The sequence below is a fragment of the Methyloceanibacter methanicus genome (genome assembly GCF_001723285.1).
Lineage (GTDB): Bacteria > Pseudomonadota > Alphaproteobacteria > Rhizobiales > Methyloligellaceae > Methyloceanibacter > Methyloceanibacter methanicus.
The window spans coordinates 86,838-110,882 of the sequence record NZ_LPWG01000010.1; the positions used below are offsets into that span (position 1 = coordinate 86,838).

21 protein-coding genes and 2 pseudogenes are annotated in these 24,045 nt (G+C 65.3%); 9 read left to right on the plus strand and 14 right to left on the minus strand.

The window, feature by feature from the left end; translation table 11 throughout:
* Nucleotides 1-57 precede the first annotated feature (57 nt).
* From AUC68_RS05410 to AUC68_RS18615, 3 genes and pseudogenes are all read right to left on the minus strand, one after another.
* Complete coding sequence (locus AUC68_RS05410; protein ID WP_141701105.1) at nt 58-2,205, minus strand: adenylate/guanylate cyclase domain-containing protein; 2,148 nt, start codon at nt 2,203-2,205, stop codon at nt 58-60.
* Nucleotides 2,206-2,444: 239 nt separating this feature from the next.
* A complete protein-coding gene (locus AUC68_RS05415; protein ID WP_141701106.1) occupies nt 2,445-3,812 on the minus strand; it encodes a porin family protein in 1,368 nt (455 codons plus the stop codon).
* Between the two features lie 131 nt (nt 3,813-3,943).
* Nucleotides 3,944-5,342 (minus strand): annotated as a pseudogene (locus tag AUC68_RS18615) (carbohydrate porin).
* Between the two features lie 215 nt (nt 5,343-5,557).
* On the opposite strand from AUC68_RS18615, the gene AUC68_RS05430 reads away from it, so the two are divergent.
* On the plus strand, nt 5,558-6,814 hold the full coding sequence (locus AUC68_RS05430) for a NupC/NupG family nucleoside CNT transporter (protein ID WP_069436700.1): 1,257 nt from the start codon (nt 5,558-5,560) through the stop codon (nt 6,812-6,814).
* On the opposite strand, the gene AUC68_RS16705 is transcribed toward AUC68_RS05430, so the two are convergent.
* Genes AUC68_RS16705 through AUC68_RS05450 form a run of 5 tightly spaced genes read right to left on the minus strand, consistent with a single transcriptional unit; the run spans nt 6,811 to nt 10,194 of the window.
* On the minus strand, nt 6,811-6,993 hold the full coding sequence (locus AUC68_RS16705; RefSeq protein ID WP_083240450.1) for a hypothetical protein: 183 nt from the start codon (nt 6,991-6,993) through the stop codon (nt 6,811-6,813). The two genes, AUC68_RS05430 and AUC68_RS16705, sit on opposite strands and share 4 nt — an antisense overlap.
* A gap of 35 nt (nt 6,994-7,028) precedes the next feature.
* Nucleotides 7,029-8,255 carry a serine hydrolase domain-containing protein gene (locus tag AUC68_RS05435; RefSeq protein WP_083240451.1) on the minus strand — a complete coding sequence of 409 codons (1,227 nt, stop codon included), beginning with the start codon at nt 8,253-8,255 and terminating at the stop codon, nt 7,029-7,031.
* A gap of 34 nt (nt 8,256-8,289) precedes the next feature.
* Entirely contained in the window at nt 8,290-8,754 is a 465-nt protein-coding gene (bcp, locus tag AUC68_RS05440) for a thioredoxin-dependent thiol peroxidase (protein WP_069436701.1), read from the minus strand.
* 13 nt (nt 8,755-8,767) lie between these two features.
* Nucleotides 8,768-9,217, minus strand: coding sequence for a GNAT family N-acetyltransferase (locus AUC68_RS05445; protein WP_141701108.1), 450 nt, complete (start codon nt 9,215-9,217; stop codon nt 8,768-8,770).
* Nucleotides 9,218-9,222: 5 nt separating this feature from the next.
* Entirely contained in the window at nt 9,223-10,194 is a 972-nt protein-coding gene (locus tag AUC68_RS05450) for an extracellular catalytic domain type 2 short-chain-length polyhydroxyalkanoate depolymerase (protein ID WP_069436702.1), read from the minus strand.
* 356 nt (nt 10,195-10,550) lie between these two features.
* On the opposite strand from AUC68_RS05450, the gene speD reads away from it, so the two are divergent.
* On the plus strand, nt 10,551-11,090 hold the full coding sequence (speD, locus tag AUC68_RS05455; protein WP_069437033.1) for an adenosylmethionine decarboxylase: 540 nt from the start codon (nt 10,551-10,553) through the stop codon (nt 11,088-11,090).
* Entirely contained in the window at nt 11,039-11,893 is an 855-nt protein-coding gene (gene speE / locus AUC68_RS05460; RefSeq protein ID WP_069436703.1) for a polyamine aminopropyltransferase, read from the plus strand. Before speD ends, speE begins: the two co-directional genes overlap by 52 nt.
* Before the next feature lie 9 nt (nt 11,894-11,902).
* Here the strand turns inward: speE and AUC68_RS05465 are convergent, their stop codons facing one another.
* The 3 genes from AUC68_RS05465 to egtB form a co-directional block, all read right to left on the minus strand.
* Nucleotides 11,903-13,153 (minus strand): diphosphate--fructose-6-phosphate 1-phosphotransferase, encoded by a 1,251-nt coding sequence (locus AUC68_RS05465; protein WP_083240454.1) that lies wholly within the window; start codon nt 13,151-13,153, stop codon nt 11,903-11,905.
* Nucleotides 13,154-13,239: 86 nt separating this feature from the next.
* Nucleotides 13,240-14,232: an L-histidine N(alpha)-methyltransferase gene (gene egtD, locus AUC68_RS05470; RefSeq protein ID WP_069436704.1), complete on the minus strand. Its 993-nt coding sequence runs from the start codon at nt 14,230-14,232 to the stop codon at nt 13,240-13,242.
* The gene (gene egtB, locus AUC68_RS05475; protein WP_069436705.1) at nt 14,232-15,521 is read right to left on the minus strand and encodes an ergothioneine biosynthesis protein EgtB; all 1,290 of its coding nucleotides are present in this window, start codon (nt 15,519-15,521) and stop codon (nt 14,232-14,234) included. Before egtB ends, egtD begins: the two co-directional genes overlap by 1 nt.
* 172 nt (nt 15,522-15,693) lie before the next feature.
* Between egtB and AUC68_RS05480 the strand changes: the two genes are divergently transcribed.
* Nucleotides 15,694-16,191, plus strand: a complete 498-nt coding sequence (locus tag AUC68_RS05480) for an MmcB family DNA repair protein (RefSeq protein WP_069437035.1) — start codon at nt 15,694-15,696, stop codon at nt 16,189-16,191.
* Nucleotides 16,192-16,229: 38 nt separating this feature from the next.
* Here AUC68_RS05480 and AUC68_RS05485 read toward each other — a convergent pair whose 3' ends face one another.
* On the minus strand, nt 16,230-16,781 hold the full coding sequence (locus tag AUC68_RS05485; protein WP_141701109.1) for an ActR/PrrA/RegA family redox response regulator transcription factor: 552 nt from the start codon (nt 16,779-16,781) through the stop codon (nt 16,230-16,232).
* 269 nt (nt 16,782-17,050) lie between these two features.
* A complete protein-coding gene (locus AUC68_RS05490; RefSeq protein ID WP_069436707.1) occupies nt 17,051-18,496 on the minus strand; it encodes an ActS/PrrB/RegB family redox-sensitive histidine kinase in 1,446 nt (481 codons plus the stop codon).
* A gap of 123 nt (nt 18,497-18,619) precedes the next feature.
* Between AUC68_RS05490 and AUC68_RS05495 the strand changes: the two genes are divergently transcribed.
* From AUC68_RS05495 to AUC68_RS05515, 5 genes and pseudogenes are all read left to right on the plus strand, one after another.
* Complete coding sequence (locus AUC68_RS05495; RefSeq protein ID WP_244500406.1) at nt 18,620-19,420, plus strand: ABC transporter ATP-binding protein; 801 nt, start codon at nt 18,620-18,622, stop codon at nt 19,418-19,420.
* Nucleotides 19,421-19,473: 53 nt separating this feature from the next.
* Nucleotides 19,474-20,270: pseudogene (locus tag AUC68_RS05500) on the plus strand (ABC transporter permease).
* 4 nt (nt 20,271-20,274) lie between these two features.
* Nucleotides 20,275-20,880: an SCO family protein gene (locus AUC68_RS05505; RefSeq protein WP_069436708.1), complete on the plus strand. Its 606-nt coding sequence runs from the start codon at nt 20,275-20,277 to the stop codon at nt 20,878-20,880.
* Between the two features lie 103 nt (nt 20,881-20,983).
* Nucleotides 20,984-22,255: a polyhydroxyalkanoate depolymerase gene (locus AUC68_RS05510; protein WP_069436709.1), complete on the plus strand. Its 1,272-nt coding sequence runs from the start codon at nt 20,984-20,986 to the stop codon at nt 22,253-22,255.
* An 88-nt stretch (nt 22,256-22,343) separates the two neighbouring features.
* Entirely contained in the window at nt 22,344-23,153 is an 810-nt protein-coding gene (locus AUC68_RS05515) for a M48 family metallopeptidase (protein ID WP_069436710.1), read from the plus strand.
* Nucleotides 23,154-23,185: 32 nt separating this feature from the next.
* Here AUC68_RS05515 and AUC68_RS05520 read toward each other — a convergent pair whose 3' ends face one another.
* A complete protein-coding gene (locus AUC68_RS05520; RefSeq protein ID WP_244500424.1) occupies nt 23,186-23,992 on the minus strand; it encodes a transglycosylase domain-containing protein in 807 nt (268 codons plus the stop codon).
* Nucleotides 23,993-24,045: the final 53 nt, after the last annotated feature.

The following is a 24,045-nucleotide window of genomic DNA, read 5'->3' on the forward strand; positions in this document are numbered from 1 at the left end:
ACTTACACCGTGCCTTGCGTTGATTCCCATCAATCCAACGCGCCGTGAAACGCGGGCTTACTTCGGCGGGTGAAAGATCCCGTCCCAGTCGGGTGGAGGCGGCGAAGCGGCATAGGCCTCGCATCGGTCGAGCATGATGCGGGCCGCGGCGTCCCCGGGGACCTGCTCCAACACCGTCGCGAATCCGTCTCGTGCCGCCGTCCATTGCCGGTTGAGATACCGTTCGAACGCCTCTGTATAGAGGCTCGCGCGCTCGCGCTCCGCTTCCGGGACGTGGGCGGTTTCGCCGAGCAGTTCGTAGACGAGAAGTCCCTCCTTGCGCCCTTTCACCGCAACCTTGTCGATCACGCGCGTGAACAGCTGGTCCTCGACCACCGCGCGCGTCACGCCGCTGATCAAGATCTCAGTGTTGTACACGCGGTTGAGGCCTTCGAGCCTGCTGGCGACGTTCACCGTGTCGCCGATGGCCGTGTAGTCGAGCCGGTCCGGGCTGCCGAAATTGCCGACCGTGGCCACGCCGGTATGGATGCCCGTGCGCGCGCGAAGGGCGGGCAGGCCGGCCCGCGTCCAGTCCGCGCGGAGTTCGTCCAGCTTCGCGCGATTGGCGAGCGCCGCGCGGCACGCCGCGAGCGGGCAATCGTCGGACGGTTGCGGGGCGCCCCAAAACGCCATGATCGCATCGCCCATGAACTTGTCGACGGTCCCGCCGTTGCGAAGAATTTCACCGGTCATTTGCTCGAAATATTGCGACAGGAGGTCCGCGAGCACTTCGGGGGTGAGGCTCTCGGAAATCGAGGTGAAGCCCACGATGTCGGAGAAGTAGATCGTGATCTCTTTCCGCGCGCCGCCGAGCTTCGCTTCTTCTCCGGACTCGAGCAGCAGGCGCACGAGATCGGCGGGGACGTATTTCTGGAAGGACCGCAAGCCCGTCTTCATTTCCTCGACCGCGGCGGCGAGCGTGCTGATCTCCCGGATCCGGCTTTGAACAGGGGCCTTCGGCTCCAATTCGAACTGGCCGATCTCGCGGGTCTCCGCGGCGATCTTGCTGAGATTGCCGGCGATGCGCCGCGACAGCAGGACCGAGAGCGCGATGGCCATCAACACGCCGCCCAGTCCGAAATACAGCATGAGTTGAGCCATACGGTCGACATCGCCGAAGACCTCGTCTTCCGGCAACAACATGCCGATGATCCAATTGGGGCCGCCCTCACGGCCAAGATGCCGGAAGCCGCCGATATAGGTCCGGCCGTCCGTTTCAAATCGTACGCGCTGCAGCTCCGCCGGTATCGCAGACAGGTCCAGACCGAGCACTTCGAGGAATTTGACGACGCGCGGATCCTTGATCTCGTCCGCGCGAATGGTGACGCGGCCTTCGCCGTCCGGAGACGGCTCGGTGAGGTCAAGGCGCCCATCCGGGTCGGGAGCGGCCGCGGCCGGGTGCGCGATGATCCGCCGGCTCCCGTCCGATGCGATCTCCACCAAGAAGGGGAACCCTTCCGAACCCAAGGTCACATCGCGCAGGAAGCGGCTGAGCGCAAAGAGATCGAAATCGGCGGTGAGCACCCCGGCGAAGTCGCCGCCCGGCGGTTGCGTCGCGGGGACCGCCCGGCTGACACCGGGAACGTCCAGGGACTCGCCGGAGCCGAGAAACACATACGATTCCGTCCAGATCGGCACCCCGGCCTCGTCGGCCGCGCGATAATACGGCCGGTCGTAGGGCGGGGTGCGCGTGGATTGAGGAATGTCGCGAACCTGCTCCTCCGTCCCATCGGGCAAGATGTTGAACTCGTAGAGGTCGCGCGTTCCGTCCGGCTGAGGTGTCAGCCACAACACGCTGAGCCCGCCATCGCGATCGCGGAAGGCGTGATAGTACTTCCCGCTCGGCATGCCGAACGAGAGGTAGGACAAGCTCGGCCGTGCTTTGAGCGCTTCGAGAAAGTAGGCGCTGACGCGCTCTTGGTCGTCGGGATCCAGCCAGCCGTCGGCAATGAGCGCTGCGACAGTGGCCGCCTCGTTCTCCGCGACGTCCAGCGCATGTTCCACATGTTGCTCGACGCGCGCGGCGGCCTGATCCAGCACTTGAGCGCCAAGGTCCTGGACCGCGAATTTCGCATAAAGGTAGGCCGCCGTTCCGAGCAGGGCCACTGCCGTCAGCAGCACGGCCAGCATCAGCGTGAGAAGCGTTGCCCGAAAGCTAAAGTTCACGGTGCGTGTCCGAGGTATCACCAAACCGAGCCGAGCCTACATGGTAGACGAAGCAAGCTCATGCTTGTTGGATTTCGAATCCAAGGTCAACCGGGAGGCCAGTACGAAGGGTCATGACCGCGGGTCGTGACTTCGAACCGGCGGGCGCTCGATGTGGCCCAAGTCTCCACGCAACGGCCTCTGCGCAACGGTCCCGGCGCAACGATCTCCGCGCAACCAAACGGGCAGTGTCAGGGGAATCAGAAATAGAGCCCGACATTGATGTTGAAGCGGGCGTGCCAGGAGCCGTTGTCGCCGCCCTCCGCAAGGGAGGTCGTCCACTCGCCGCCGAGCCAGGGATGATATTTCCCCATGGCGAGGTCGATGTAGATGTAGAGAGGCTCCGCATCCACGGCGCATCCGACCACGTTCTGCAGGCTGTTCTGAAAGCCGCTTTCGTCTTTCACCATCAGGCTGAAGTCGTTGTAGAAGGTCAAAGACGTGACGCGCTGCCAATCGACCGGAAGTGTGTAGGCAAGCCCCGCCGTGTAGACCGTCGCCTCCGATGCCACGTAGTAGAAGGCATCGTACGCGCCGAAGACGACGAAGCTCCCGTCGGGACTGGCGTCGCGGTTGGGATCGTTGTCCACGTTGAAATCGTAGTGGAGCGCTTGGAGCATGAGGTTCCAGCGGTCGTAGTTCCCGACGAGATGCGCGGCGACCGCGTACCGGTCGCCCGATCCGCCTTGCGGGTTGTCGTTCGAAATGCCGCCGGCCATCACCGAGACGCCGACCTCCGTGCTGTAGTCCTCCCGGTGTTCCATCGTGTAGGCCAGGCGCATGTTGAACTGGTTCCGCTCGGCGTTGCCGTTGGGGCCCTCGCGCACGAGATCGTAGGAGTAGCGCGCGCTGTCGCCGCTATCGCCGAAATAGTTCCCCTCGTCCGTCGGGAAATAGGCCGCCTGGAAGTTCCAGGGCGCGAACGCGCCGATATATTTGACGCCGAGGTCGTAGTCGTCTTCGAACCCGACATAGTAGGGCAACTGAAAGAACCAGTTGTGCGAGGCGTAGGGCAGGATTCCGAAGGGGACTTTCGTGACACCGGCCTGGACTTGCTGCTGGTCGTCGAACGCCCAGCCGAGCCAGGCGTGATGGATCATCGCGTAGTCGTGTCCGTCCGCGAACTTGTCCTGGTAGTAGCGGAACTCGAACGACCCGGTCATCCGGTTCTTGTCCAGGTCCACATTGACGCGCGCGGTATCGAACGCCAGTTCGCCGAGATCCTTGTAGGCGTCGTCCCAGTCTTTCATGATGTAGTTCACGCGAAACGCGCCGCCGACCTGAAACGGTCCGATCTTGAGTGGCTCCCAGCCCTCGTCGACGACGTCGTACGGATCGCCCGCCTCGACGGCGGACGCCGCGGGCGCATCGATCCACTCGGTCGGCTCGGACTGTGCCACGAACGCCTCCCAGCTCGCATGCGCCGTGGCTGCGTCTTCTGCGTCGCGAGTCTGTTGGGCATCGCGAGTCTCTTGCGCGGCCAGCGGGCACGGCAGCAGAGCAACGGCGATGAGGGGGAGCCAGAGCCGCGCGTTGCCGAGCCTTCCGACTGTCGTGGCGAGCTTCATTGTGAAGGGCGCTCCCTTCCCGGACACGGACGTCAGTCTCTCTCACCCATCATAGCGGCATTTCAGAAACGGAGCGCTCGGCTCTTAGGGGAGCATGTCATATAGGATGGCGTTCTGACCAGCACTCGGGGTCAGAACGCGACCGTGGTGCGCAGCCCCACCAGCAGCGCATCGCCGACCGGCCGTGGCAGGCCGTCGGGACCGATCGGCGCAACCCCGGGATAGGTGATGTATTGCAGGTCGGGCTGAAGGCTCCACCAGGGCGTGAGCTTTGCCGTGTATGTGAGCTCGTACACGATGTTGCCGCTGCGGACCTTGGTCGGATAGCCGAACAGGCGCCATGCCGAGCGCACCAGCGCGGCTTCGTCCCGGCTGACGTTGGAATGGGCCACACCGAACGTGAGGACGTCGTCGGCCGGCCCGAGACAAGCCCGGTAATCCCGAACCCGCCGTCCATGTACCACGAGACGAAGTTGCGGTCGGGCGGAGCGATGCCGCCGCGCCAAAACGCCATGACGCGCGCCGTATCGCTTTGCCAAAGGAGCTGGTCGACGACGGCGTAGAGGCCCCAATTCGTCTGGTGTTCGATGGGACTTGCCGGATTCTCGGCGATGGCGATGATCGTGCCGTCATTGCCGTTCCCGATCGCCTGGTCCGCGAACTTGCCCGTATGGTACCAGCCGCCAATCCGATAGGCGCTGCCGGTCTCGTCCTCCCGCGAGGGGTTCGGGCGGTATTGAAGTTCTCCCATGAAGATCGCCCCGCCCGTAAAGCTGAAGGTTGTGCCGTGCGGGTTGCAGGACTGCGGGTTCTGCAGGAGCGGGCATTCTCCGGCGGGGTCACCGCTGAAGACCGCTCCCATGACCTTCGTTTCGTTCGTGGGGGTCAGCGCCAGCCGGCGCCCGGCGTCGCCAGCGGGTAGACCGGTCCGCCGCGCGGAAAGTCGGCGGCGGCGATGCCGGGCCAGCCGAATGTGCTGGCGATCAGCGGTGCGGCGGTGGAACTGATCAGGAACTCGTCGTCGGCCGCGATCTGCCCTGCGCGCAGGGAGCCAACGCGGCCAAGCTCTTGTTCGAGATACACCGTAAACAGACGAAATGTGGGCGACGCGTCGATATTGCTCGGGTCGGTGAGCGAGCCCACCAGGTCGGCTGCGTTTCTGCCGCCGTTGTCGATCTGATAGAGCGAGACGTGCGCGGATCCCCCTGTCCAGCCCACGAGCTTTTCAAGGTCGGCGTTCACCTCGAGGTCGATGAGGTCTTCATAGGATGCCCCGGTCGTGGCGCCGCCGGACAGAAGGCCGAAGACCTCGCCGGTATAGGTGAGGCGGAGGTCGATACCGCGATCCCAAAGCCTCGTCCGCGCGCCGCCCCAATCGCCGGTCAGCGTGCCGCGCGTCCGCAGATCGCGCTCGCCGGCGCTGGCGGGCAGGGGCGGGAGCAAGACCGCGGCCAAGCCCGCGGCCAGACCCATGAGCCCGGCGGCGCATGGGCCGAGTCGCCTTAGGCGATCCTGTCCCGGGCTAACCATCTGCGCTCCCTCGATGCGACCTTCCGGTCCGGCTCGGGCGGTTCCCGCGGAACGCCGCGCGGACCATACGATATCAGACGGTTGCGCCGGGAGTGATGCTCATCGTGCGCCGCCCGGTCCGGGAACGGCGGCTTCCGCGCGGCGGTTGACGCCGCCGCAGCGAAACGCGTACGCCATCCGGCAGCGACCAGGCCTGGACCAAAAGGGGCAAGACCATGTGGCAGGGCATACTCCAAGCGGGGCTCGGACTGATTGTCCTCTTGGGGTTCGCGTGGGCCGTCAGCGAGGACCGGCGGGCGATTCCCGTGCGGGTCGTGGCGAGCGCCATGGCCTTGCAATTCGCGCTGGCCGTGCTGCTCTTGCGCCTGCCGCCCGTCACGGCCGCGCTATCTTGGCTCAACAAGGCGGTCGAGGCGCTGCGTCAGGCGACGCTCGCCGGAACCTCCTTCGTGTTCGGCTATCTGGGCGGGGGGCCGGTACCCTTCGAGCCCACCGCCCCCCAGAACATGTTCATCCTGGCCACGCAAGGGCTGCCGCTCATCCTGATCGTGAGCGCCCTCAGCGCGCTGCTGTTCTATTGGCGGATCCTGCCGAAGATCGTAGAGGGCTTCGCTTGGCTCCTCGAGCGGACAATCGGGCTCGGCGGCGCGACCGGTGTCGCCTCGGCGGCCAATGTCTTCGTCGGCATGATCGAGGCGCCTCTTCTGATTCGCCCTTATTTGCGCGACCTGACCCGCGCAGGGCTGTTCCTCGTGATGACCGTCGGCATGGCGACCATCGCGGGCAATATGTTCGTGCTCTATGCGACCGTCCTGTCGCCCGTGCTCACCGACGCGGCGGGGACGCTGATGGTCGCTTCGGTGATCAGCGCGCCGGCCTCGGTCGCCATTGCCGCGCTGATGGTGCCCGGCGACTATACGGGCGATGCGGTGGAGCAGCCGGGCCCTGGCGAGGATGCAACCGGCGCCGTCGAGGCCATCGTCAACGGCACGCTGGCGGGTGTTCGAATCATCGTCGCCGTGGTGGCGGTGCTGATCGTGGCCATCGCGCTCGTGCATCTCGTCAATCTGTTCCTTGGCCTATTGCCCGAGATTGGCGGCTTCAGGGTGAGCCTTCAGCGCATTCTGGGCTGGCTCCTGATGCCCGTCGCCTGGCTCATCGGGATTCCCTGGAACGAGGCGGGGCTCGCGGGCGAGCTCATGGGCACCAAGATCGTGCTCAACGAGCTGGTCGCGTATCTGTCCATGGCCGAACTCCCGGCGGACGCCCTGTCGCCCCGCAGCGCCACGATCCTGACCTATGCGCTGTGCGGTTTCGCCAATCTCGGCAGCCTCGGCATCATGCTGGGCGGCCTTGCCGCCCTCGTGCCGGAGCGGCGCGCCGAGATCGTTGACCTCGGCCCTAAGGCGCTGGTTGCCGGCACGATGGCCTGCTTCATGACCGGGGCCATGGCCGGGCTGTTGTTGACCTAGGAGCCGCTCGCCCGAGCCGTGTCCGGGAACGCGTTGACGAGCGGCGAAAGGTCCCGCGCCGTGTCCCAATCGCCGCCGCTCAGGGTTTGCCCCAGCCGCACCACCACCAGGTCCTTGGACGGGACCATGGCCACAACCTGCCCGTTGTGGCCGAGCATGTAGAAGGAATCGGCCGGCATTGGCGGTTCGCCAAGATTCTCTGACTTCTCCAGTTTCAGCCAGACCTGCGCCCCGTATTTGTCTTCGGGAGACTGAACCGTCGGCTTGGTCGTATAGGCGACCCAGCTTCGGGAAGGATCTGCTCGCCGCGCCATTTGCCGTCCTGCAGGTACAGAAGTCCGAGCCGCGCCCAATCGCGCGCAGAGGCATAGAGAAAGGCCCCGCCCATCAACGTGCCGGAGGCGTCGGGCGCGAGTTGCGCCGTGCGCATGCCGAGCGGGCCGAACAGGCGTTCCCGGGGGTAGCGCAGATAGTCCCTCTCGTCGTCGAACGTTTCACGCAGAACGCCCGACAGTATCGCCGCCGCCCCGGTCGAGTAGTGCCAATGGGTCCCGGGCGCGTAGGCGAGCGGTTTGGAGGCGGCGAACGCCGCGGTGTTGGGCTGCACGAACATCATCTGGGACACGTCGCTGAGCTTGTCGCCGGGGTCTTCGTCGAAGGCCAGTCCCGATGTCATGCGCAACAGCGCGTTGAGCGTGATCTCCCCGCGCATGTCGTCGCGCCCAAGCCATTCGGGCATCAGGCGCTTGTCGTCGAGAGAAAGCGCCCCATCCTTGACCCGAAGGCCGATGAGCGCGTTCGTGCCCGTCTTGCTCATGGACCAGCCGACGAGCGGCATCTGCGCGTCGAAACCGGGCGCATACCGTTCGGCGACGATACGGCCTTTGTGCACCACCACGAGCGCCCGCGTGTTTCGCGGGCGTGCCGGATCCGGGTCCGCGAAGATGGCATCCACGGCCCCGGACGCAGCCTGTCCATCCACGCCGTCGGGCCATTCGAAGTCCGTGTCCCGAGCCCCTGCCGCAACGATCGACCCGTCCGGCCACTCCAAGTCGAATGCCGCCAGCGGTTCTGCGGCAAACAGATCGCCTGTGCGCGCGCGAAAGCCGTCGGGCGATCGATGCCGGATCAGCGTGCAGCCCAGGCCGTCCTGGTAGACCGCCGTTTGGCCGGCAATGCCGTAGGCCGAGGCGCGTACGGTCTTGGCCTCCGCGTCAACATGGGGCGTGAAGAGCGCCAAGGCGCCGAAGCCGGGCCCCGACAAGTCCTCGCCCATCACGTGGTCGAAGCTGCGGTCCGAGACGAAGATCCCCGCGCAAAGCTGCTCGGCCATGTAGCCGGAGCCGAGCAGGGCGATGCGGTAAAGCGGCGGCACCACGACCAGCGCGACCGCCGCCAGCGCAACGGTCGCGGCGGCGAGCCAAAGCCTACCTCGGAGCAACAGAGCCTTGGGCACGAGACGCCGTCACGCCCTCCTACAGTTCTTGCGCCGCCTTCAAAACCTCATCGACATGGCCGGGCACTTTCACCTTGCGCCAGATCGCACGGATGACGCCTTTGCCGTCGATCAGAAAGGTCGAGCGCTCGATGCCCATATATTTGCGGCCATACATGCTCTTCTCGACCCAGGTCCCGTAGGCGTCGCAGATCTTGCCGTCCTCGTCCGAGGCGAGCGGGAAGGTGAGGTCGTATTTCTCCTTGAACTTGTCGTGCTTCTTCACCGGGTCCTTGGAGACGCCGATGACCTTGGCCTTCGCTTTGGAGAAATCCGGGAGCGCGTCGCGGAAAGCGCAAGCCTCGGCCGTGCAGCCGGACGTGTCGTCCTTGGGATAGAAATACAGGATGACGGCTTCGCCCTTGCAGTCCTTCAAGGAGATCTCACCACCGCCGTCGGTGGGAAGGGTGAAACTGGGCGCTTTGTCGCCAACCTGTAAAACCATGCCGTGTGGCCTCCTATCGCAGTCGCTTGGTGACCCGCATATGCGGGATCGTCTGTTCGAAAAACACGCCGCCTTCCTGCGCGTAGCCGTGCTTGAGGTAGAACCCTTCCGCGCCGATGCGGGCGTGGGCGATCATAAGCCGAAAGCCGGCGGATGCGCCCCAGCGCTCCGCATGGGCGACCAGGCGCGAGCCGATACGGGCGGCCCGTTTGGGCTCGGCGACGGCCATTTGCTTGAGGTGTAGCGTCGTCTCGTCCAGCGGCCGCAAGGACACCGTGCCCACCACCGCGCCGCAGTCGACCGCGCAGAAATGCTGACGCATGGTGTCGTCGGCGAGTTCCTCACGGCTCACGGCAAGACCCAAGGGCCGGCGCAGGATGTGCTCCCGCAAGCGCAAGGCGTCGCGGTAGAGGGCGGAATCGAGCGGCGCCTCGAAGATCAGGACGGTCGTGCCGCGATCCATGATTGTCACTCCTGTCCCGGCTCGGCCTCCGCCTGCGCCGGAGGCTCCGCGAGGCGTTGGACCATTTTCCAAAGCGCGCTGATCTGTGGCGCATCCTTGCCGAGATAGTCGAGGCCCGTATAGCCCCACCAGTCCCAGCAGCCTTGCGGGTTCACCGCGCTGGAGGCGATTTGCGGAAACAGGATAATCAAGCGGTTCGTGTCGGCCAACTCCGCATAGCCGGTGTCCTCGATGAAGGTGCCGCCGACCCGGGCGCGGGACTGCTGGCAGCCATGGAGCGCCACATGGATGCGGCAGCCGGGCGTTTGCCGGCACGAGGGCGGGACATAGACCACGCCCTCATCGGCAAGCCCCTCGCCGGACTCGGTGAACTCGGCCTGTTCGAATACGATGAATTCGCCTTCCGGTTTCGCATTGGCCGGCGTCAGGGGACCGTAGATCCACCCCAGAATAGCGCGGGCCTGGTCGTAGTCGCAGTCGCTTACGAAGGGCGTCTCCGACAGGCCGCAGGCGGCGCCCCCTTCCTCGGTGATGAAGGCGTGGCCCCCGTCGCCCTCGATATAGGACAGATTGCCTTGGGGCACGCCCGCGAGCTCGTAGAAGCGCTTGGCGGCCTCGACCACGGGCCGGCTCACCGTGGAGTCCTTGTCGCCGGAATAGAGGTACACGTTGTGCGTGGCGAGCCCGGAGAGCGGATCGATCTCGCCGTCCTCGGCCAGCTCCTTCGCCCGCGCGAGCAGCTTCTCCGGGTCCGGCTCCCCGAGTGTCGTCTTCATGCAGCTTTGCGCGGCCTGGACCGCGTTCTGTGCCACGCCCGTGAACCAGTAGGGGAACAGCCGCGCCGCCGCCGATTCGGCGCAGGCATAGGGGCCGCCGGCGACGATGCCGGCCCCCACGATGTCCTTCGAATGCGCGATCTCGAACTGTCCGGCCATGAACGCGCCGGAGGACAGGCCCGAAACGGACGTCTGCGACAGCGCCGCGCGACCTTCGGCAGGGCTTCCGCGGCGGCCGGGTTCGGAGAGAGGAGGGCGGCCCCGAGAAGGGCACCGAGAACGGCGCCTTTCGCGCCGCCGGCCGTCGTGGCCTGAAGGTCATGGCAGAATGGTCTCCTCGCGCGTGAGTCCCCGGCATGGGCCTATCCTGTTGCCGTCACACTGGAAGTTAAAGCGTGGATGGCACGTCCATAACACGCGTCACGGGTCCCAATATGATCGCAGGCCCCAAATACCACTTGCAAGCGGGACTCGCGCGGTGCAAATAGCGCCTCTTATCCGAACGGGGCCCACGCCCTGTGTTCGTCTGGATCTATCTGCTGGTTGGGGAGGACGCCATGTCCCGTGACGCCCTCTTCCAATTGGGGATGGACTTGGATCATGGTTCAAGCACCGCCCAAACGGAAGAAAACCATTCCCGGTGCCTCGATCCCGAAATGGGAGAGGAGCGCAAGGACTTTTTCTGTGAGCGAGATGGTGTGCGCTATGCGGGCACACATCTCATAATCGATCTCGTCGGGGCGGAGCGGCTCGACGACTTGGATCACATCGAGACGACGCTGAGGGGGTGTGTGGACGCAGCGGGCGCGACGCTCCTGCATATCCACCTGCACCATTTCGAGCCCAATGGCGGTGTGTCCGGGGTCGCGGTGCTCGCCGAGTCGCATATTTCGATCCATAGCTGGCCCGAATACGGCTACGCGGCCCTGGACGTCTTCATGTGCGGCGCGGCCGATCCGAACGCGACCATCGACGTGATGAAGCAAGCCTTTTCGCCCGACAAGGTCGTTGTGAAAACCGAACTTCGCGGCAGGGAGCTCGAGCGATGGAACGCTGGGTCGAAGAGACACTCCATAACGGCTTCCGCGTCCGCCTGAAGGCGGACGAGGTTCTGTTCGACAGCCAGACCGACCATCAGCAGCTGATCATCTTCGAAAACGGGGATTTCGGCCGGGTGATGATGCTGGACGGCGTGGTTCAGCTCTCGACGCGGGACGAGTTCGTCTATCACGAGATGATGGCCCATGTGCCGCTCTTCGCCCATGCCGAGGCGAAGGACGTGCTCATCGTGGGCGGCGGCGACGGCGGGGTCTTGCGCGAAGTCTTGCGGCACCCGGACGCGGAGCGCGCGACCCTGTGCGAGATCGACCGCAGCGTCATCGATCTGTGCCGTGCGCATTTTCCGGAGATCAGCCAAGGGGCATATGACGACGCCCGTACGCGCATCGTCATCGCCGACGGCACCAAGTTCGTGGCCGAAACCGACGACCGCTTCGACGCGATCTTGGTGGATTCGACCGATCCCATCGGGCCGGGCGCGGTTCTCTTCACCGAGGCGTTCTACACGAGCTGCCGCCGGGCGCTGAAACCGGGCGGCGTGCTCGTCACCCAGAACGGGTTGCCGTTCCTGCAAGGCCCGGAACTGGCGGAGTCGGTGGGCTATTTCCGCAAGCTGTTCAAGGACGCGTTCGCCTATTTGGCGACCACGCCGAGCTATTTCGGCGGGTCCATGTCGTATGGCTGGGCCAGCGACGACGCCACGCTCCGCCAGCAGACCAGCGGCACGATCGCACGGCGCTACGAGGCGGCCGGAGCGTTCCCCACGCGCTATTGGAATCCCGACCTGCAGGTCGCAGCCTTCGCGCTGCCCAACTACATTCGCGATCTGGTCGAGAAATAGCCCCGCCGGTTACAGCGTCCCGAACTCCGGCAGGTCGCCGACCAGAGGCATGCAATAGTCGTAGAAGCTGGCGCTGATATTGTTGCCGTTGTCGGAGAAGTCCTCGGGCATGTGGCGCGCGTAGCGCGCGACCGCGGAGAGCTCGGCACGGCCGAAGGCGCTGCGATACTCGCCCGGCACGTTCGAGGTCCGCTCGATGGTGATGGATGCGCCCGTGTCCCCCTCGGCGGCAAGGGCCGCCGCATGACGGCCGACGCCACGCGCCTCCCTGGCATCGACCGGGGAGGTCACCGGCCAGCAGCGCTGCAGATAGCCGAACGTGTCGGCGCGCACGCGCGGCGCTTTGCCGCCCGCGGGCGTCAGCGCCTTCTTGACCGCATCGGCCAGCCCGTCGCCCAGCGCGCCGGAGCCGGATAGCTGCACATTGCCGTGCGCGTCCACCTCGCCCGAGCGCATCAGCTGCGGCCCGATCTCCTCGCCGTTGGCGTCCCGAATTCCTTCGCTCACGGCGACCTGGCAGCGCCCGAGCTTGGTGTAGACGGAGTCCACGTCGTGGAGGAAGTGATCCATCACGAAGGGCACTTCGGGCACGTAGACCAGATGCGGTGCCGGCCGCTTGGCCGCGTCCTTGTCCGTCTCCCGCGCGCGCCGTGCGAGCGAGGCCGCTGCGGTCAGGAAGCCCGCATTGCGGCCCATGACGACGTTGATCTTGATGCCTCCGAGGCTGGCATTGTCCAGAGCGTCCCCCATATGGGCGAGCGTCACGAAGCGGGCGGCAGAGGCAAAGCCCGGCGTGTGATCGTTCTCTTTCAGGTCGTTGTCGATGGTCTTGGGCACGTGAAAGCAGCGCATCTCGTACCCGGCCTCGGCCGCCTTCTCGCTCACGATGCGGCAGGTGTCGGCGGAGTCGTTGCCGCCGATATAGAAGAAATAGCGGATCTCGTTCTGGCGGCAGCCTTCCAGAATCTGCGCGCAATAGGCATCGTCGGGCTTGTCGCGGGTCGAGCCCAGCGCCGCGGAGGGCGTCTGCGCGACGGCCTCGATGGTCGCGGCCGGCAGGTGTGAAAGGTCGACCAGGTCGCCGCCATCCTTGGCGATCCCGCGCACGCCATGGCGCATGCCGAAAATCTTCTTCACCTTGCCCGACGCGACAAGGCCCGTTTGCAGGCCCTCGACCACGCCGGCCAGCGACTGGTTGATGACGGCGGTCGGCCCGCCCGATTGGCCGATGGCCGCATTGCCGGTTGGAAGATCGGACACGCGCTACTCCTCCTGGTTCTGGTGATGGCGGCACCATGCCCCGGAGCCTTGCCCCGTTGCAAGGCGAAGCTGGCAAGGGCTGCCGTTTAAGCCGCCTGCAGGAGATGGAGGCTGAAAAGATCTGCCTCGTCGGTCCAAACCCGGGCCGGTTTCCAGCCCGCCTCGGAGGCGAGGCCCCGGAAACCCTCGACGGTGTATTTGTGGGAGTTCTCGGTGTGGATACGCTCCCCTTCCGCGAAGGTGAAGCGCTGGCCGAGAACGTGGACCGTCTGGTCCGCGAGGCTCTCGAGATAGATCTCGATCCGCCCTTCGCGCGCGTTGTAGAGCGCCCGGTGGGCGAACCGGTCCGTGTCGAAGTCGCCGTCGAGCTCGCGGTTGATCCGCGCCAACAGGTTGAGGCTGAACGCGGCGGTCACGCCGTCCGGGTCGTCATAGGCGGGAATCAGGATGTCGAGGCTCTTTTGCAGGTCGACGCCGATCAGGAAACTCCCTTCCGCGCCCAGCAGCTCCGCCGCATTTTCGAGGAAGCGCCGCGCCTCGGCGTGGGACAGGTTGCCGATGGTGGAACCGGAGAAGAAACCGAGCGGCCGGTCCGCCCGCACGCCTTCGAGATCGCGCGGTTCGGTGAAATCGCCGACGACGGGCGTGACGGTCAGCCCGTCGAAATCCGCTTCGAGGCCCTCGGCGGCTTCGGCGAGGAAGGTCTCGGAAACGTCGATCGGGACGTAGGTCTCAAGCCCGTCAAGAGCCTCGATGAGAAGGCGCGTCTTGCGGCTCGAGCCCGAACCGAACTCGACCAGCGTGTCCACCTCGGCCACGCAGCGTGCGATCTCATCGCCATGCGCCCGGAGCAGCGCAATCTCCGTCCGTGTGGGATAGTACTCGTCGAGCCGCGTGATCTCCTCGAACAGGGCCGATCCGGTTTCGTCATAGAGAAACCGCGAGGGAATGCTGCGAGGCGTGGCCGCAAGGCCAGCCAGGACGGCTTCGGCGAACTCCGCGGAACCGGCAGGCTCCGCCACCCGGGCGTCGCTCGCGATCTCGGCGCTGGCCTGGCGTATGAACGAAGACCGCGCCATCACGCATCCGCCGCCAGACGAAGCCCCGTGAACTGCCAGCGCTGATGGGGGTAGAAGAAGTTGCGGTAGGTCCGTCGCACATGGCCGTCCGGCGTCGCGCAGGAGCCGCCCTTGAGCACGAACTGATTGCACATGAATTTGCCGTTGTACTCGCCCACGGCGCCGGGGGCGGGCTTGTAGCCCGGATAGGGCAGATAGGCGCTTCCCGTCCATTCCCAGACGTCCCCGAACATCTGGGTGAGGCCCGGACCGTCCGGCGCGGGCCGAGGCCGCAAATGCCCGGCGCCCAGCGTCTTTCCGCGCTCGGCAAGACCGGTGGACGCACGCTCCCACTCGAACTCCGACGGAAGCCGATAGCCCGCCCAGCGCGCGAAGGCATCCGCTTCGAAATAGCTGACATGGGTCACCGGCGCCGCCGGGTCGACGGGGCGGAAGCCGCGAAGGCTCATTTGGCCGTACCCGCCCTCGGCCGGTTCGAAATAGAGCGGCGCGCGCCAGCCCTCGGCGTTGATCAGGCTCCATCCGTCTGCGAGCCACAGCGAAGCGGTCTCGTAGCCGCCGTCCTCGATGAAGGCGATCCACTCGGCATTGGTGACGCAGCGATTGGCGAGCTTGAAGGGCCGGATGAGCTGTTCGTGGCGCGGTCCTTCGTTGTCGTAGGAAAAGCCCGCACCCGCGTGGCCGACCTCGAAGATGCCGCCCTCAAAAGCGGTGAAGGCCAGCGGCGCCACTGCGCCCGCGGGAGCCCCGGTGGCATCTTCGCGATAGGCGGGCTTCAGCGGTTGGGACGCGAACAGGCTCAAAATGTCCGTGAGCAGCAATTCCTGATGCTGTTGTTCGTGGTTGATGCCGAGTTCGATCAGGTTCAGGGCCTCGTCCGGAAGATCGTGCGCGAAAAGCGTCTCGAGGGCCCCGTCCACATGGGCGCGATAGGCGCGCACGTCATCGCCGGACGGCCGGGTCAGCAGCCCGCGAAACGGGCGCGGATGGCGTGGGCCGACGCTCTCGTAATAGGAGTTGAAACAATATTCGAAGCGTTCGTCGAAGCGGACATAGCCGGGGAGGAACTGGGACAGGACGAACGCCTCGAAGAACCATGTCGTATGGGCGAGATGCCATTTCGTCGGGCTGGCATCGTCCATGGCTTGAACGACCTGATCTTCATCGCTCAAGGGGCGGGCAAGGTCGGCCGAGAGGGCGCGCGTTTGCTCGAGTCTGCCGCGGAGACGATCGCGAGGGCTCGGTGTGTCTTGATCTGTTGCGGCGACGGCAAGCTGGGTGAGACTCATCGTTCCTCCCAATGTTCGCGTAGCTCGTGGTTCGCAGGGCCGGCGAATCGCGGTGGCTCTTGCCAAGCGGCGTTTCGCTGCTTGTTCCACATCTCGAAACGAGCCACCATGCACAATTCCGTGACGATGGTTTGGCATGCGACCGTGAAGGTCCGTGCAGAAGGAAACACCGGTGGCAAGCGAAAGGTCCGCGGCCGAGTTAGACCAAGACCCGTTGATCGTCGCCGACGGCCGGCAGTCGGACGCCGCGGCCGCGCTTCAGCGCGGCGTTTGCCGGACGCTGCGCGCCTTCGGCCATTCGGTGATCACGGAACTGCCGCTGGCCAATGGACGGCGCGCCGACGTGGTGGCGCTGTCCGCCTCCGGCGACATCATGATCGTGGAGATCAAGTCCTGCCTGACCGACTATCGCACCGACGGAAAATGGCACGAATATCTCGACTTCTGCGACCGGCTCTATTTCGCCGTGTCCGCGGACTTTCCGAACGAGGTGATCCCGGAACGCGCCGGCCTCATTCTCGCCGATCGTTACGGCGCCGAACTCGTCCGTGAACCGACGGAAGAGCGGCTCAATGCCGCCCGTCGCAAGACCATGATGCTGTGCTTCGCGCGCGCAGCGGCGCTCCGGCTCCAGCATCATCTCGACCCCGGTTGCGGGTTGCGAAGCTGACCGGTCCGTCTCTTTGCCGGTCTTACCTGTTGCGGGTCCTATTTGGGCGCGCGCTTCGCCAGGATGCGCTGCAGGGTACGACGGTGCATATTGAGCCGCCGCGCTGTCTCCGAGACGTTGCGATTGCAGAGCTCGTAGACCCGTTGGATGTGTTCCCAGCGGACACGATCGGCCGACATCGGATTTTCCGGCGGGGATGCCTTGTCGTCGGGCGAGGCGACCAGAGCGTTGTACACGTCGTCGGCGTCGGCTGGTTTGGCGAGATAGTCGACGGCGCCGATCTTCACCGCGGAAACGGCTGTGGCGATATTGCCGTAGCCGGTCAGGACGACGGCGCGCGAATCGGGACGGATTTCCTTCAGCGCCGCGATCACATCGATTCCGTTGCCGTCGTCGAGGCGCATATCCACCACGGCGAAGGCCGGAGGACGCTGCCGGAGCATCGCCAGTCCTTCGTCGACGGATGCCGCCGCTTCGACGGCGAAGCCACGCGTCTCCATCGCACGCGCCAGGCGCTGCAGAAACGCGCGGTCGTCGTCGACGATCAGCAACGTATTGTCTTGCGGCGCGCCGCTGAAATCGTCTGACATCGTTGATACCGACTGGATGTCCATTCGTCTGCTCCCTTCACGGTCGTGGAACCCAACCAAGGGGCGTGTCCTCCCGGACGCTCGAATAGTTTGCCTTGTATGGCTTGGGGTTAGAGGTAAGGTCTTCTGACGGGCGTGACAAGTCTTGGCCTATTGCGCCAGAAGCTTTTGCATTGAAAAAAGGCATAAAGCGGGACAAGTCAGCGCCCGTATTTCAGCGGTATGGTGAACAAAGCGCGGCGAAAGCTGTGCGGAAAGGGTATCGGGCCCTAAATTGCCATATCCGCCCTGTTGCAGGACTGAGGCGTTTCAAACGCTTTTCGCGGCCAAATCACCGTCACGACGGCGCCGGTTTCGGGCTCGGGCCGGTTTGCCAGTTCGAGGCGCGCGCAAGACCGTTCCAGAAGTGTTTTCGCGATGAAGAAGCCCAAACCCATGCCCGCATGACCCGGCTCGTCATGGTCGAAGGTCGCGGCCGGCCGCGTGGTCACGAAGGGCTCCCCGAGCTGTTCGAGGACCTCGGGCGGAAAGCCGTCGCCGTCGTCGGTGACGACGATCCGGACTTCGTCGCGTGACCAGGTGGCCTCGACGCGGACCTCGTCCTTGGCAAAGTCGAGGGCGTTCTCGATGATATTGCCCAGCCCGTAGAGAACGCCGGGATTGCGGTCGGTGACGGGCTCCCGGGCCGCATCGCTCTTGGCGGGCACGCCCGGCTTCGGGCCGGTGGTGACCGCGATGGGCACGGCGAGGGGCCGGTACGGTTCGACGACCTCGTCGATGAGGTGGCTCACCGGCAGGCGCGAGAGAATGGTGTCGAGCTCCTCGGCGCGGGCGCTCAGCTCCTTCAGGATGTCGCGGCAGCGCTCGGCTTGATTGCGGACCAGAAGCAGGTCGTCATAGATCGGTTCGCCTTCCTTGGTCTCGCGGAGGAGTTCCTTGGTCGCGACGGCGATCGTGGCCAGCGGCGTGCCGAGCCCATGGGCCGCCGCCGCCGCCATGCCGTCGAGGGCGGAGAGCCGCTGCTCGCGCGCGAGCACCATCTCGGTTGCCGCGAGCGCCTCGGCCATGCGCCGGTTCTCCTGAGCCGTGCGCCAGGTGTAAAAGCCGATGAACACGATGCCGAGGACAACGGCCGTCCAGACGCCGAGAACGTAGAGCCGCGGGATCGCGATCGTCTGCGCGTAGCACCAGGCGACCGAGTGATGGAAGACCTCAAGCACGGGTTGGCCCTGGTGGCACCAGGGCAGCGGATAGTGAAAGGCGACAAGCAGGCTCGCCGCGGCAATCGCGAGCAGGCCGAGCGCGATGGTCCAGCGCAGCGGCAGGGCCGAGGCGGACACAGCGACGGGTGCGACCAGGAGAAAGGCAAAAGGGTTTTGCAGCCCGCCGGTGAGATAGAGCAACGCGGCGAGTTGCAGGATGTCGAAGCCCAGCATCAGGAAGGCGGACCGGGCGGTCAGGCGCTGGCTTTCCGGAAAACGGATGCGCAAAGCCACGTTGAGCCAAGCCGACAAGGCGATCACGGCGAAGCACCAGCCGATGGGCACCGTCATGCCCAGTCCCCAATGCACCGCCAGAATGGTGACGCTTTGGCCGATCACCGCGAGCCACCGCAGGCGGACGATCGTATGCAGGCGCAAACGCGAATCGCCCGCGCGCAGCCATTCGGGGGTTGCGGCCTCGATATTGGCTTGACCGCTATCGATGAGGCTCATGAACGAATCCTAGCATGGGTCCAAAGCTATAATTCCGACAAAGATGTTCCCTATCGCACGGCGACCCGGCAGGACAAGGCGGCCCAATCGCGCGGCCGGAGCCACAAGAACAGGAGTGAGGTGGTGCGAGACAATGTACAGGACGTGAGCGGCGCGGGCGCATTGCCGGTTGTTGCGCGCGGCCTGACAAAACGATTCGGGTCCGTGACCGCCGTGGACCATCTCGACTTTTGCATCGAAGCCGGTTCCACCGTGGCCCTGCTTGGGGGCAACGGCGCGGGCAAGACCACGACCATCGCCATGCTGCTCGGCCTGATCCGGCCGAGCGCCGGGGAGGTTCGCATCTTCGGAGCCGACGTCACGCGCAACCGCTACGCCGTCGCCCAACGCATGAACTTCCAGAGCCCTTATGTGGATCTGCCCCAGCGGCTCACGGTTCGCCAGAACCTCATGGTCTATGCCGGGCTCTACGGCATCGCCAACGCACGCGCGCGAATCGCGGGCGTCGCCGCCCAATTGCAGATCGAGACGCTTCTGGACCGGCCGACGGGCAAGCTCTCGGCGGGACAGAAGACGCGCGTGGGTCTGGCGAAGGCCCTGTTGAACGCGCCCGAGCTCCTTCTGCTCGACGAGCCCACCGCCTCGCTCGATCCGGACACGGCCGATTGGGTTCGCCAGAAACTCAAAGCCTACGCGGCGGAGCGCGGAGCGACCTTGCTGATCGCCTCGCACAATATGACCGAGGTCGAACGACTGGCGGACCGCGTGATCCTCTTGCGCGCCGGGCGGATCGTCGAGGACGAAACCCCGCGCGCACTCATTGCCGCCTATGGCCGCGAAACGCTCGAGGACGTGTTCCTCGACGTGGTGCGGGGGCGGAGTGCCGCGACTGCGCCCGACGGGGCTGAAAGGAAAGCGTCGTGAGCGTCCGCCAAGCCCCTGACGCCGTCGGCCCCGTTCTTCTCGCCCCCACGGGCGTGCGGGCGTCCGTGCGCCGCATCGGCGCGCTGCTGCGCCGCTATATCTATCTCCTGAGAAGCTCGAGCGTGCGCCTGGTCGAGCTGATCTATTGGCCCTTCCTGCAGATGCTGACCTGGGCCTTCCTGCAGAAGTTCCTGGCGAGCACGAACAACCCTTATGCCCAAGGCGCCGGCGTCCTGATCGGCGCGGTGCTGCTGTGGGACATCCTGTTCCGCTCCAATCTCGGCTTCTTCACCACCTTCATCGAGGAGATGTGGTCCCGCAATCTGGGCAATCTTCTCATCAGCCCCTTGCGCCCCCATGAGCTTGTCGTGGCGCTTTGCCTGTGGAGCGTCTTGCGGCTTTCCATCGGCATGCTCCCGGTCACGGTGGCCGCGTTCTTCATCTTCGGCTTCAACCTGCTCGATCTCGGCCTGTGGCTTGCGGTGTTCTTCGCCATGCTGGTGGTGACGAGCTGGTCCTTGGGGCTGATCGCGGCGGGCGTCATGCTGCGCTACGGCCTTGGTGCCGAGGAACTGGCCTGGTCGCTCGCCTTCTTGCTGTTGCCGCTGACTGTGTGTATTACCCCCTGTCCGCGCTGCCCGGCTGGCTCCAGCCCGTGGCGCTCGCGCTTCCCCCGACCCATGTCTTCGAAGGAATGCGCGCGATCCTGTTGGAACACCGCTTCGACGCGGGCGATCTGTGGTGGGCGCTCGGCCTGAACGCGGTCTACCTGGCCATCGGGTACGGCGTGTTCCGTTGGTTGTTGAGCCGTGCCCGTGACAACGGCTCGCTGTTGCAGCTTGGTGAGTGAGGCCATGAAACGTCGACTGATTCTCGTGATTGTGGGGAGTTTTCTGCTTGGATCCCTGATCGGCGTCGGCGCGCTCATGCTCGACCAGCAAAGCCCAACCAAGAACCGCGTGGTCACCAGCGGGCAAGCGCTGATCGGCGGTCCCTTCGAGCTTGTCGGCAAGGATGGGAAGACCGTCACGGACAAGGATTTCCTTGGGCGCTACATGCTCGTGTTCTTCGGCTTCACGCACTGCCCCGACATCTGCCCCGCCGAATTGCAGGTCATGTCGGCGGCGCTGGACGATCTTGGGGACAAGGCCGATCGGGTGGTCCCGGTCTTCATTACCGTTGATCCGGAGCGGGACACGCCTGAGCTCGTGTCGGCCTATGTGGCGAATTTCGGCGAGAACTTCGTCGGGCTGACGGGAACGCCGGAAGCCATCGCCAAGACCGCGAAAGCCTACCGGGTCACCTACCAGAAGTTTCAAGAGGAGAACGCCGGGGAGAACTACAGCGTCGATCATTCGGCGCTGCTTTACCTCATGGGGCCCGACGGCAAGTTCGTGACCTATTTTCCTTACGGAACATCCCCAGAAAAAATGGCGGAGACGTTGCGCGGGCTCCTTTGATCGCGCCAAATTCGCCCTGCGGCCATCTGTCATTGCAGGGCAGCACAATATCACCACCGCATTTTGCGATGCAGCATTAGAATGGAGCGAGTCGGAGGCACTCATGCTTTACCATTTCTATGAGCTCAATCAGGCCGCGCTGCATCCGGCCCGGGCGGCGGCTGAAGCCTACCGGATGATGTGGCGAAATCCCTTGAATCCGGCGTCCCATACGGTCATGGGCCGGGGTGCGGCGGCGGCGCTGGAGCTCTTCGAACGTTCGACGCGCCGCTATCGCAAGCCGGAATGGGAGATCGACCAGGTGACGGCGCATGGCCGGACCGTCGCCGTGAAGCCGGTCGCGGTCCGCACCAAGCCGTTCTGCAAATTGGTGCATTTCCAGCGCGATCTGCCCGCATCCGTGCAGAAGAAGGATCCCAAGGTCCTGCTGGTGGCCCCAATGGCGGGGCATTTCGCGACGCTTCTGCGCGGGACCGTGCGGGACATGCTGCCCGACCACGATGTCTATATCACCGAGTGGATCGACGCGCGCTTCGTCCCGCGGGCGGCAGGGGTGTTCGATCTCGACACCTATATCGACTACATCATTGAATTCATTCAGTCGTTCGGTGGCGATGTGCATGTCGTGGCCGTGTGTCAGCCCACCGTGCCGGTGTTCGCGGCCGTGGCGTTGATGGAAGCGCGGGGCGACCGCAACGTGCCGCGCTCCATGGTGCTGATGGCCGGTCCCATCGATGCCCGCAAGAGCCCGACGGCGGTGAACAAATACGCCACGGGCAAGCCGCTGAGCTGGTTTCGGCAGAACGTGATCACCCAGGTGCCATGGCCCTATCCCGGCCACATGCGGCTGGTCTATCCCGGCTTTCTGCAGCTTTCCGGGTTCATGGGCATGAATCTGGAGCGGCACGTGACCGCCCACCGCGATCTTTTCCACAATCTGATCCAGGGCGACGGCGATTCCGCCGACAAGCACCGTGAGTTCTACGACGAGTTCCTCGCCGTGATGGACCTGTCGGCCGAGTACTATCTCCAGACCATCGAGTCGGTGTTCATGGAGCACAAATTGCCCAAGGGCGAGATGCGCCATCACGGGACGCTCGTGGACCCGTCCGCGATCAAGCGCGTGCCCCTGATGACCGTTGAAGGCCACAAGGACGACATCACCGGCGTCGGTCAGACCGAGGCGGCACACGATCTGTGCACGAGCCTGCCGGACACGATGCGGGCCCACCATCTGCAGGAGGGCGTGGGCCATTACGGCGTGTTCAACGGCTCGCGCTTCCGCAACGAGATTCTGCCGAAAGTCCGGACCTTTATGCGGGCGCACCAGCGGCGGAAGAGCATGCTCAAGCGCGTTCTGGATCGCGTTGCCTAAAGCACGGGCACGCGTTCCCGCCGGCCCTCGTGCTAATCTGACGCCCTAAGATTCGGGGGCAATTGGGCTCAATGGCCGGGAACGCCGCATGTTGAAGCGTCTCAAGCTCGGACGCGTCGGGACGAGGGAGATCCAGATCAACGGTCTGGACGTGCCGCTGGTCCTGCGCCGCAGCGCCCGGGCGCGGCGCTTGAGCCTTCAGGTCAGCGAAGCCCGCCGGGGCGCGGTGCTCACCGTGCCGGCCCATTCGAGCCTGGCCGATGCCGAGCAATTCCTGTCGCGCCACATGGCCTGGCTCAAGGAGCGGCTCGCGGGACTGTGCGATCCGGTGCCCTTCACGGACGGCGCGGTCATTCCTTTGCGTGGCCTCGCCCATCGCCTCTATTTCGCGGGTCCCGTCCGCCGCCGCGGGGTCGTCTGGGTCGAGGATTCGGACGACGTGCCGCTCGCGCCCGTGTGGCCGGAGGGATTGTCCGCCGCCGCCGGGCCGCTGCCGCGGCTGCACGTGGCCGGGGAAGCGGACCACGCGCCGCGCCGTCTGCTCGATTGGCTGAAGCGGCAGGCCCAAGCCGATCTCAAGCTCCGCGTGGACATTCACGCCAAGCGGCTCGGTCTCGCACCGAAACGGATCAGCGTGCGCGACCAGACCACCCGCTGGGGGTCCTGCTCATCGACGGGCGCCTTGTCCTTTTCGTGGCGTTTGATTCTCGCGCCGCCCTTCGTGCTGGACTATCTCGCCGCCCATGAGGTTGCGCATCTGGAAGAGATGAATCACGGGCCGCGGTTCTGGGCACTCGTTGCGCGCACCATGCCGCGCCAGACCGAAGCGCGCGATTGGCTCCATAAGCACGGGTCGAACCTCCATGCTTACGGCGCCGACATGCCTCCAGGGCCCTGACGCGGGGGCCTAACCGCCGCCGAAGAAGCTGATCACACGCTGGTAGAAGGGCTGAGAGCCGCCGCGCTCGCCGCGGCCGTTGAGGTTGAACGGAAAGCGCGCGGCGATCGCGCCCCGGCCCTGCCAGGGAGTGGTGGCCCGCGCTGGCTGGGCAGTGCCGTCGGCCTCAAATCCTTGTGGGCGACGAGCATGACGTCGTGCCACAGCTCCGCGGGCAGCGAACCGCCCGTGACCTTTTTCATCGGCGTGTTGTTGTCGTTGCCGATCCAGATGCCGGCGACATAGTGCGCCGTGTAGCCGACGAACCAGGCATCGCGCGAGTTCTGGGTGGTCCCGGTCTTTCCCCCCGCGGGATGCCGGGGAATGGCGGCGCGCTTGCCGGTGCCTTGCCGGACCACCGCGCCCATCATGTCGTTCATGGCCGCCACATGGTGTGGCGCGACCACCTGCCCCACGGCCGACCGTTGCCGCGTGTAGAGCACCTTGCCGTCCTCGCTGCGGATGCGGGTAATGACATGGGGCAGCACCCGCGCGCCGCCATTGGCGAACGGCGCATAGGCGCCCGTCAGCTCAAGCAACGTCACCTCGGACGTGCCGAGCGCGAGCGAGGGCTGCGCGTGGAGCTTCGAGCTGATGCCAAGGCGGTGTGCCGTCTGAGCCACCCGGCCCGGTCCCAAATTCGCGGTCAGTTTCACGGCGACCGTGTTGATGGAATGGGTCAGCGCGTAGCGGAGCGACACCTGGCCCTTATAGGTGTTCGTATAGTTCGACGGGGTCCAGCCCCGGATATTGACCGGGGTGTCGTTCGCGACCGAGGCGGGCGTGTAGCCTGCTTCCAGCGCCGCGAGATAGACGAAGGGCTTGAAGGCCGAGCCCGGCTGGCGCCGCGCGT

Coding starts and splice junctions, on each gene's coding strand:
- AUC68_RS05505 (WP_069436708.1), top strand. CDS start 20,275: ATGAAACGTCGACTGATTCTCGTGATTGTGGGGAGTTTTCTGCTTGGA.
- AUC68_RS05415 (WP_141701106.1), bottom strand. CDS start 3,812: ATGAAGCTCGCCACGACAGTCGGAAGGCTCGGCAACGCGCGGCTCTGG.
- AUC68_RS05485 (WP_141701109.1), bottom strand. CDS start 16,781: ATGTCAGACGATTTCAGCGGCGCGCCGCAAGACAATACGTTGCTGATC.
- AUC68_RS16705 (WP_083240450.1), bottom strand. CDS start 6,993: ATGCCGGCCGATTCCTTCTACATGCTCGGCCACAACGGGCAGGTTGTG.
- AUC68_RS05430 (WP_069436700.1), top strand. CDS start 5,558: ATGTGGCAGGGCATACTCCAAGCGGGGCTCGGACTGATTGTCCTCTTG.
- speD (WP_069437033.1), top strand. CDS start 10,551: ATGTCCCGTGACGCCCTCTTCCAATTGGGGATGGACTTGGATCATGGT.
- AUC68_RS05490 (WP_069436707.1), bottom strand. CDS start 18,496: ATGAGCCTCATCGATAGCGGTCAAGCCAATATCGAGGCCGCAACCCCC.
- speE (WP_069436703.1), top strand. CDS start 11,039: ATGGAACGCTGGGTCGAAGAGACACTCCATAACGGCTTCCGCGTCCGC.
- AUC68_RS05515 (WP_069436710.1), top strand. CDS start 22,344: ATGTTGAAGCGTCTCAAGCTCGGACGCGTCGGGACGAGGGAGATCCAG.
- AUC68_RS05445 (WP_141701108.1), bottom strand. CDS start 9,217: ATGGATCGCGGCACGACCGTCCTGATCTTCGAGGCGCCGCTCGATTCC.
- bcp (WP_069436701.1), bottom strand. CDS start 8,754: ATGGTTTTACAGGTTGGCGACAAAGCGCCCAGTTTCACCCTTCCCACC.
- egtB (WP_069436705.1), bottom strand. CDS start 15,521: ATGAGTCTCACCCAGCTTGCCGTCGCCGCAACAGATCAAGACACACCG.
- AUC68_RS05510 (WP_069436709.1), top strand. CDS start 20,984: ATGCTTTACCATTTCTATGAGCTCAATCAGGCCGCGCTGCATCCGGCC.
- egtD (WP_069436704.1), bottom strand. CDS start 14,232: ATGGCGCGGTCTTCGTTCATACGCCAGGCCAGCGCCGAGATCGCGAGC.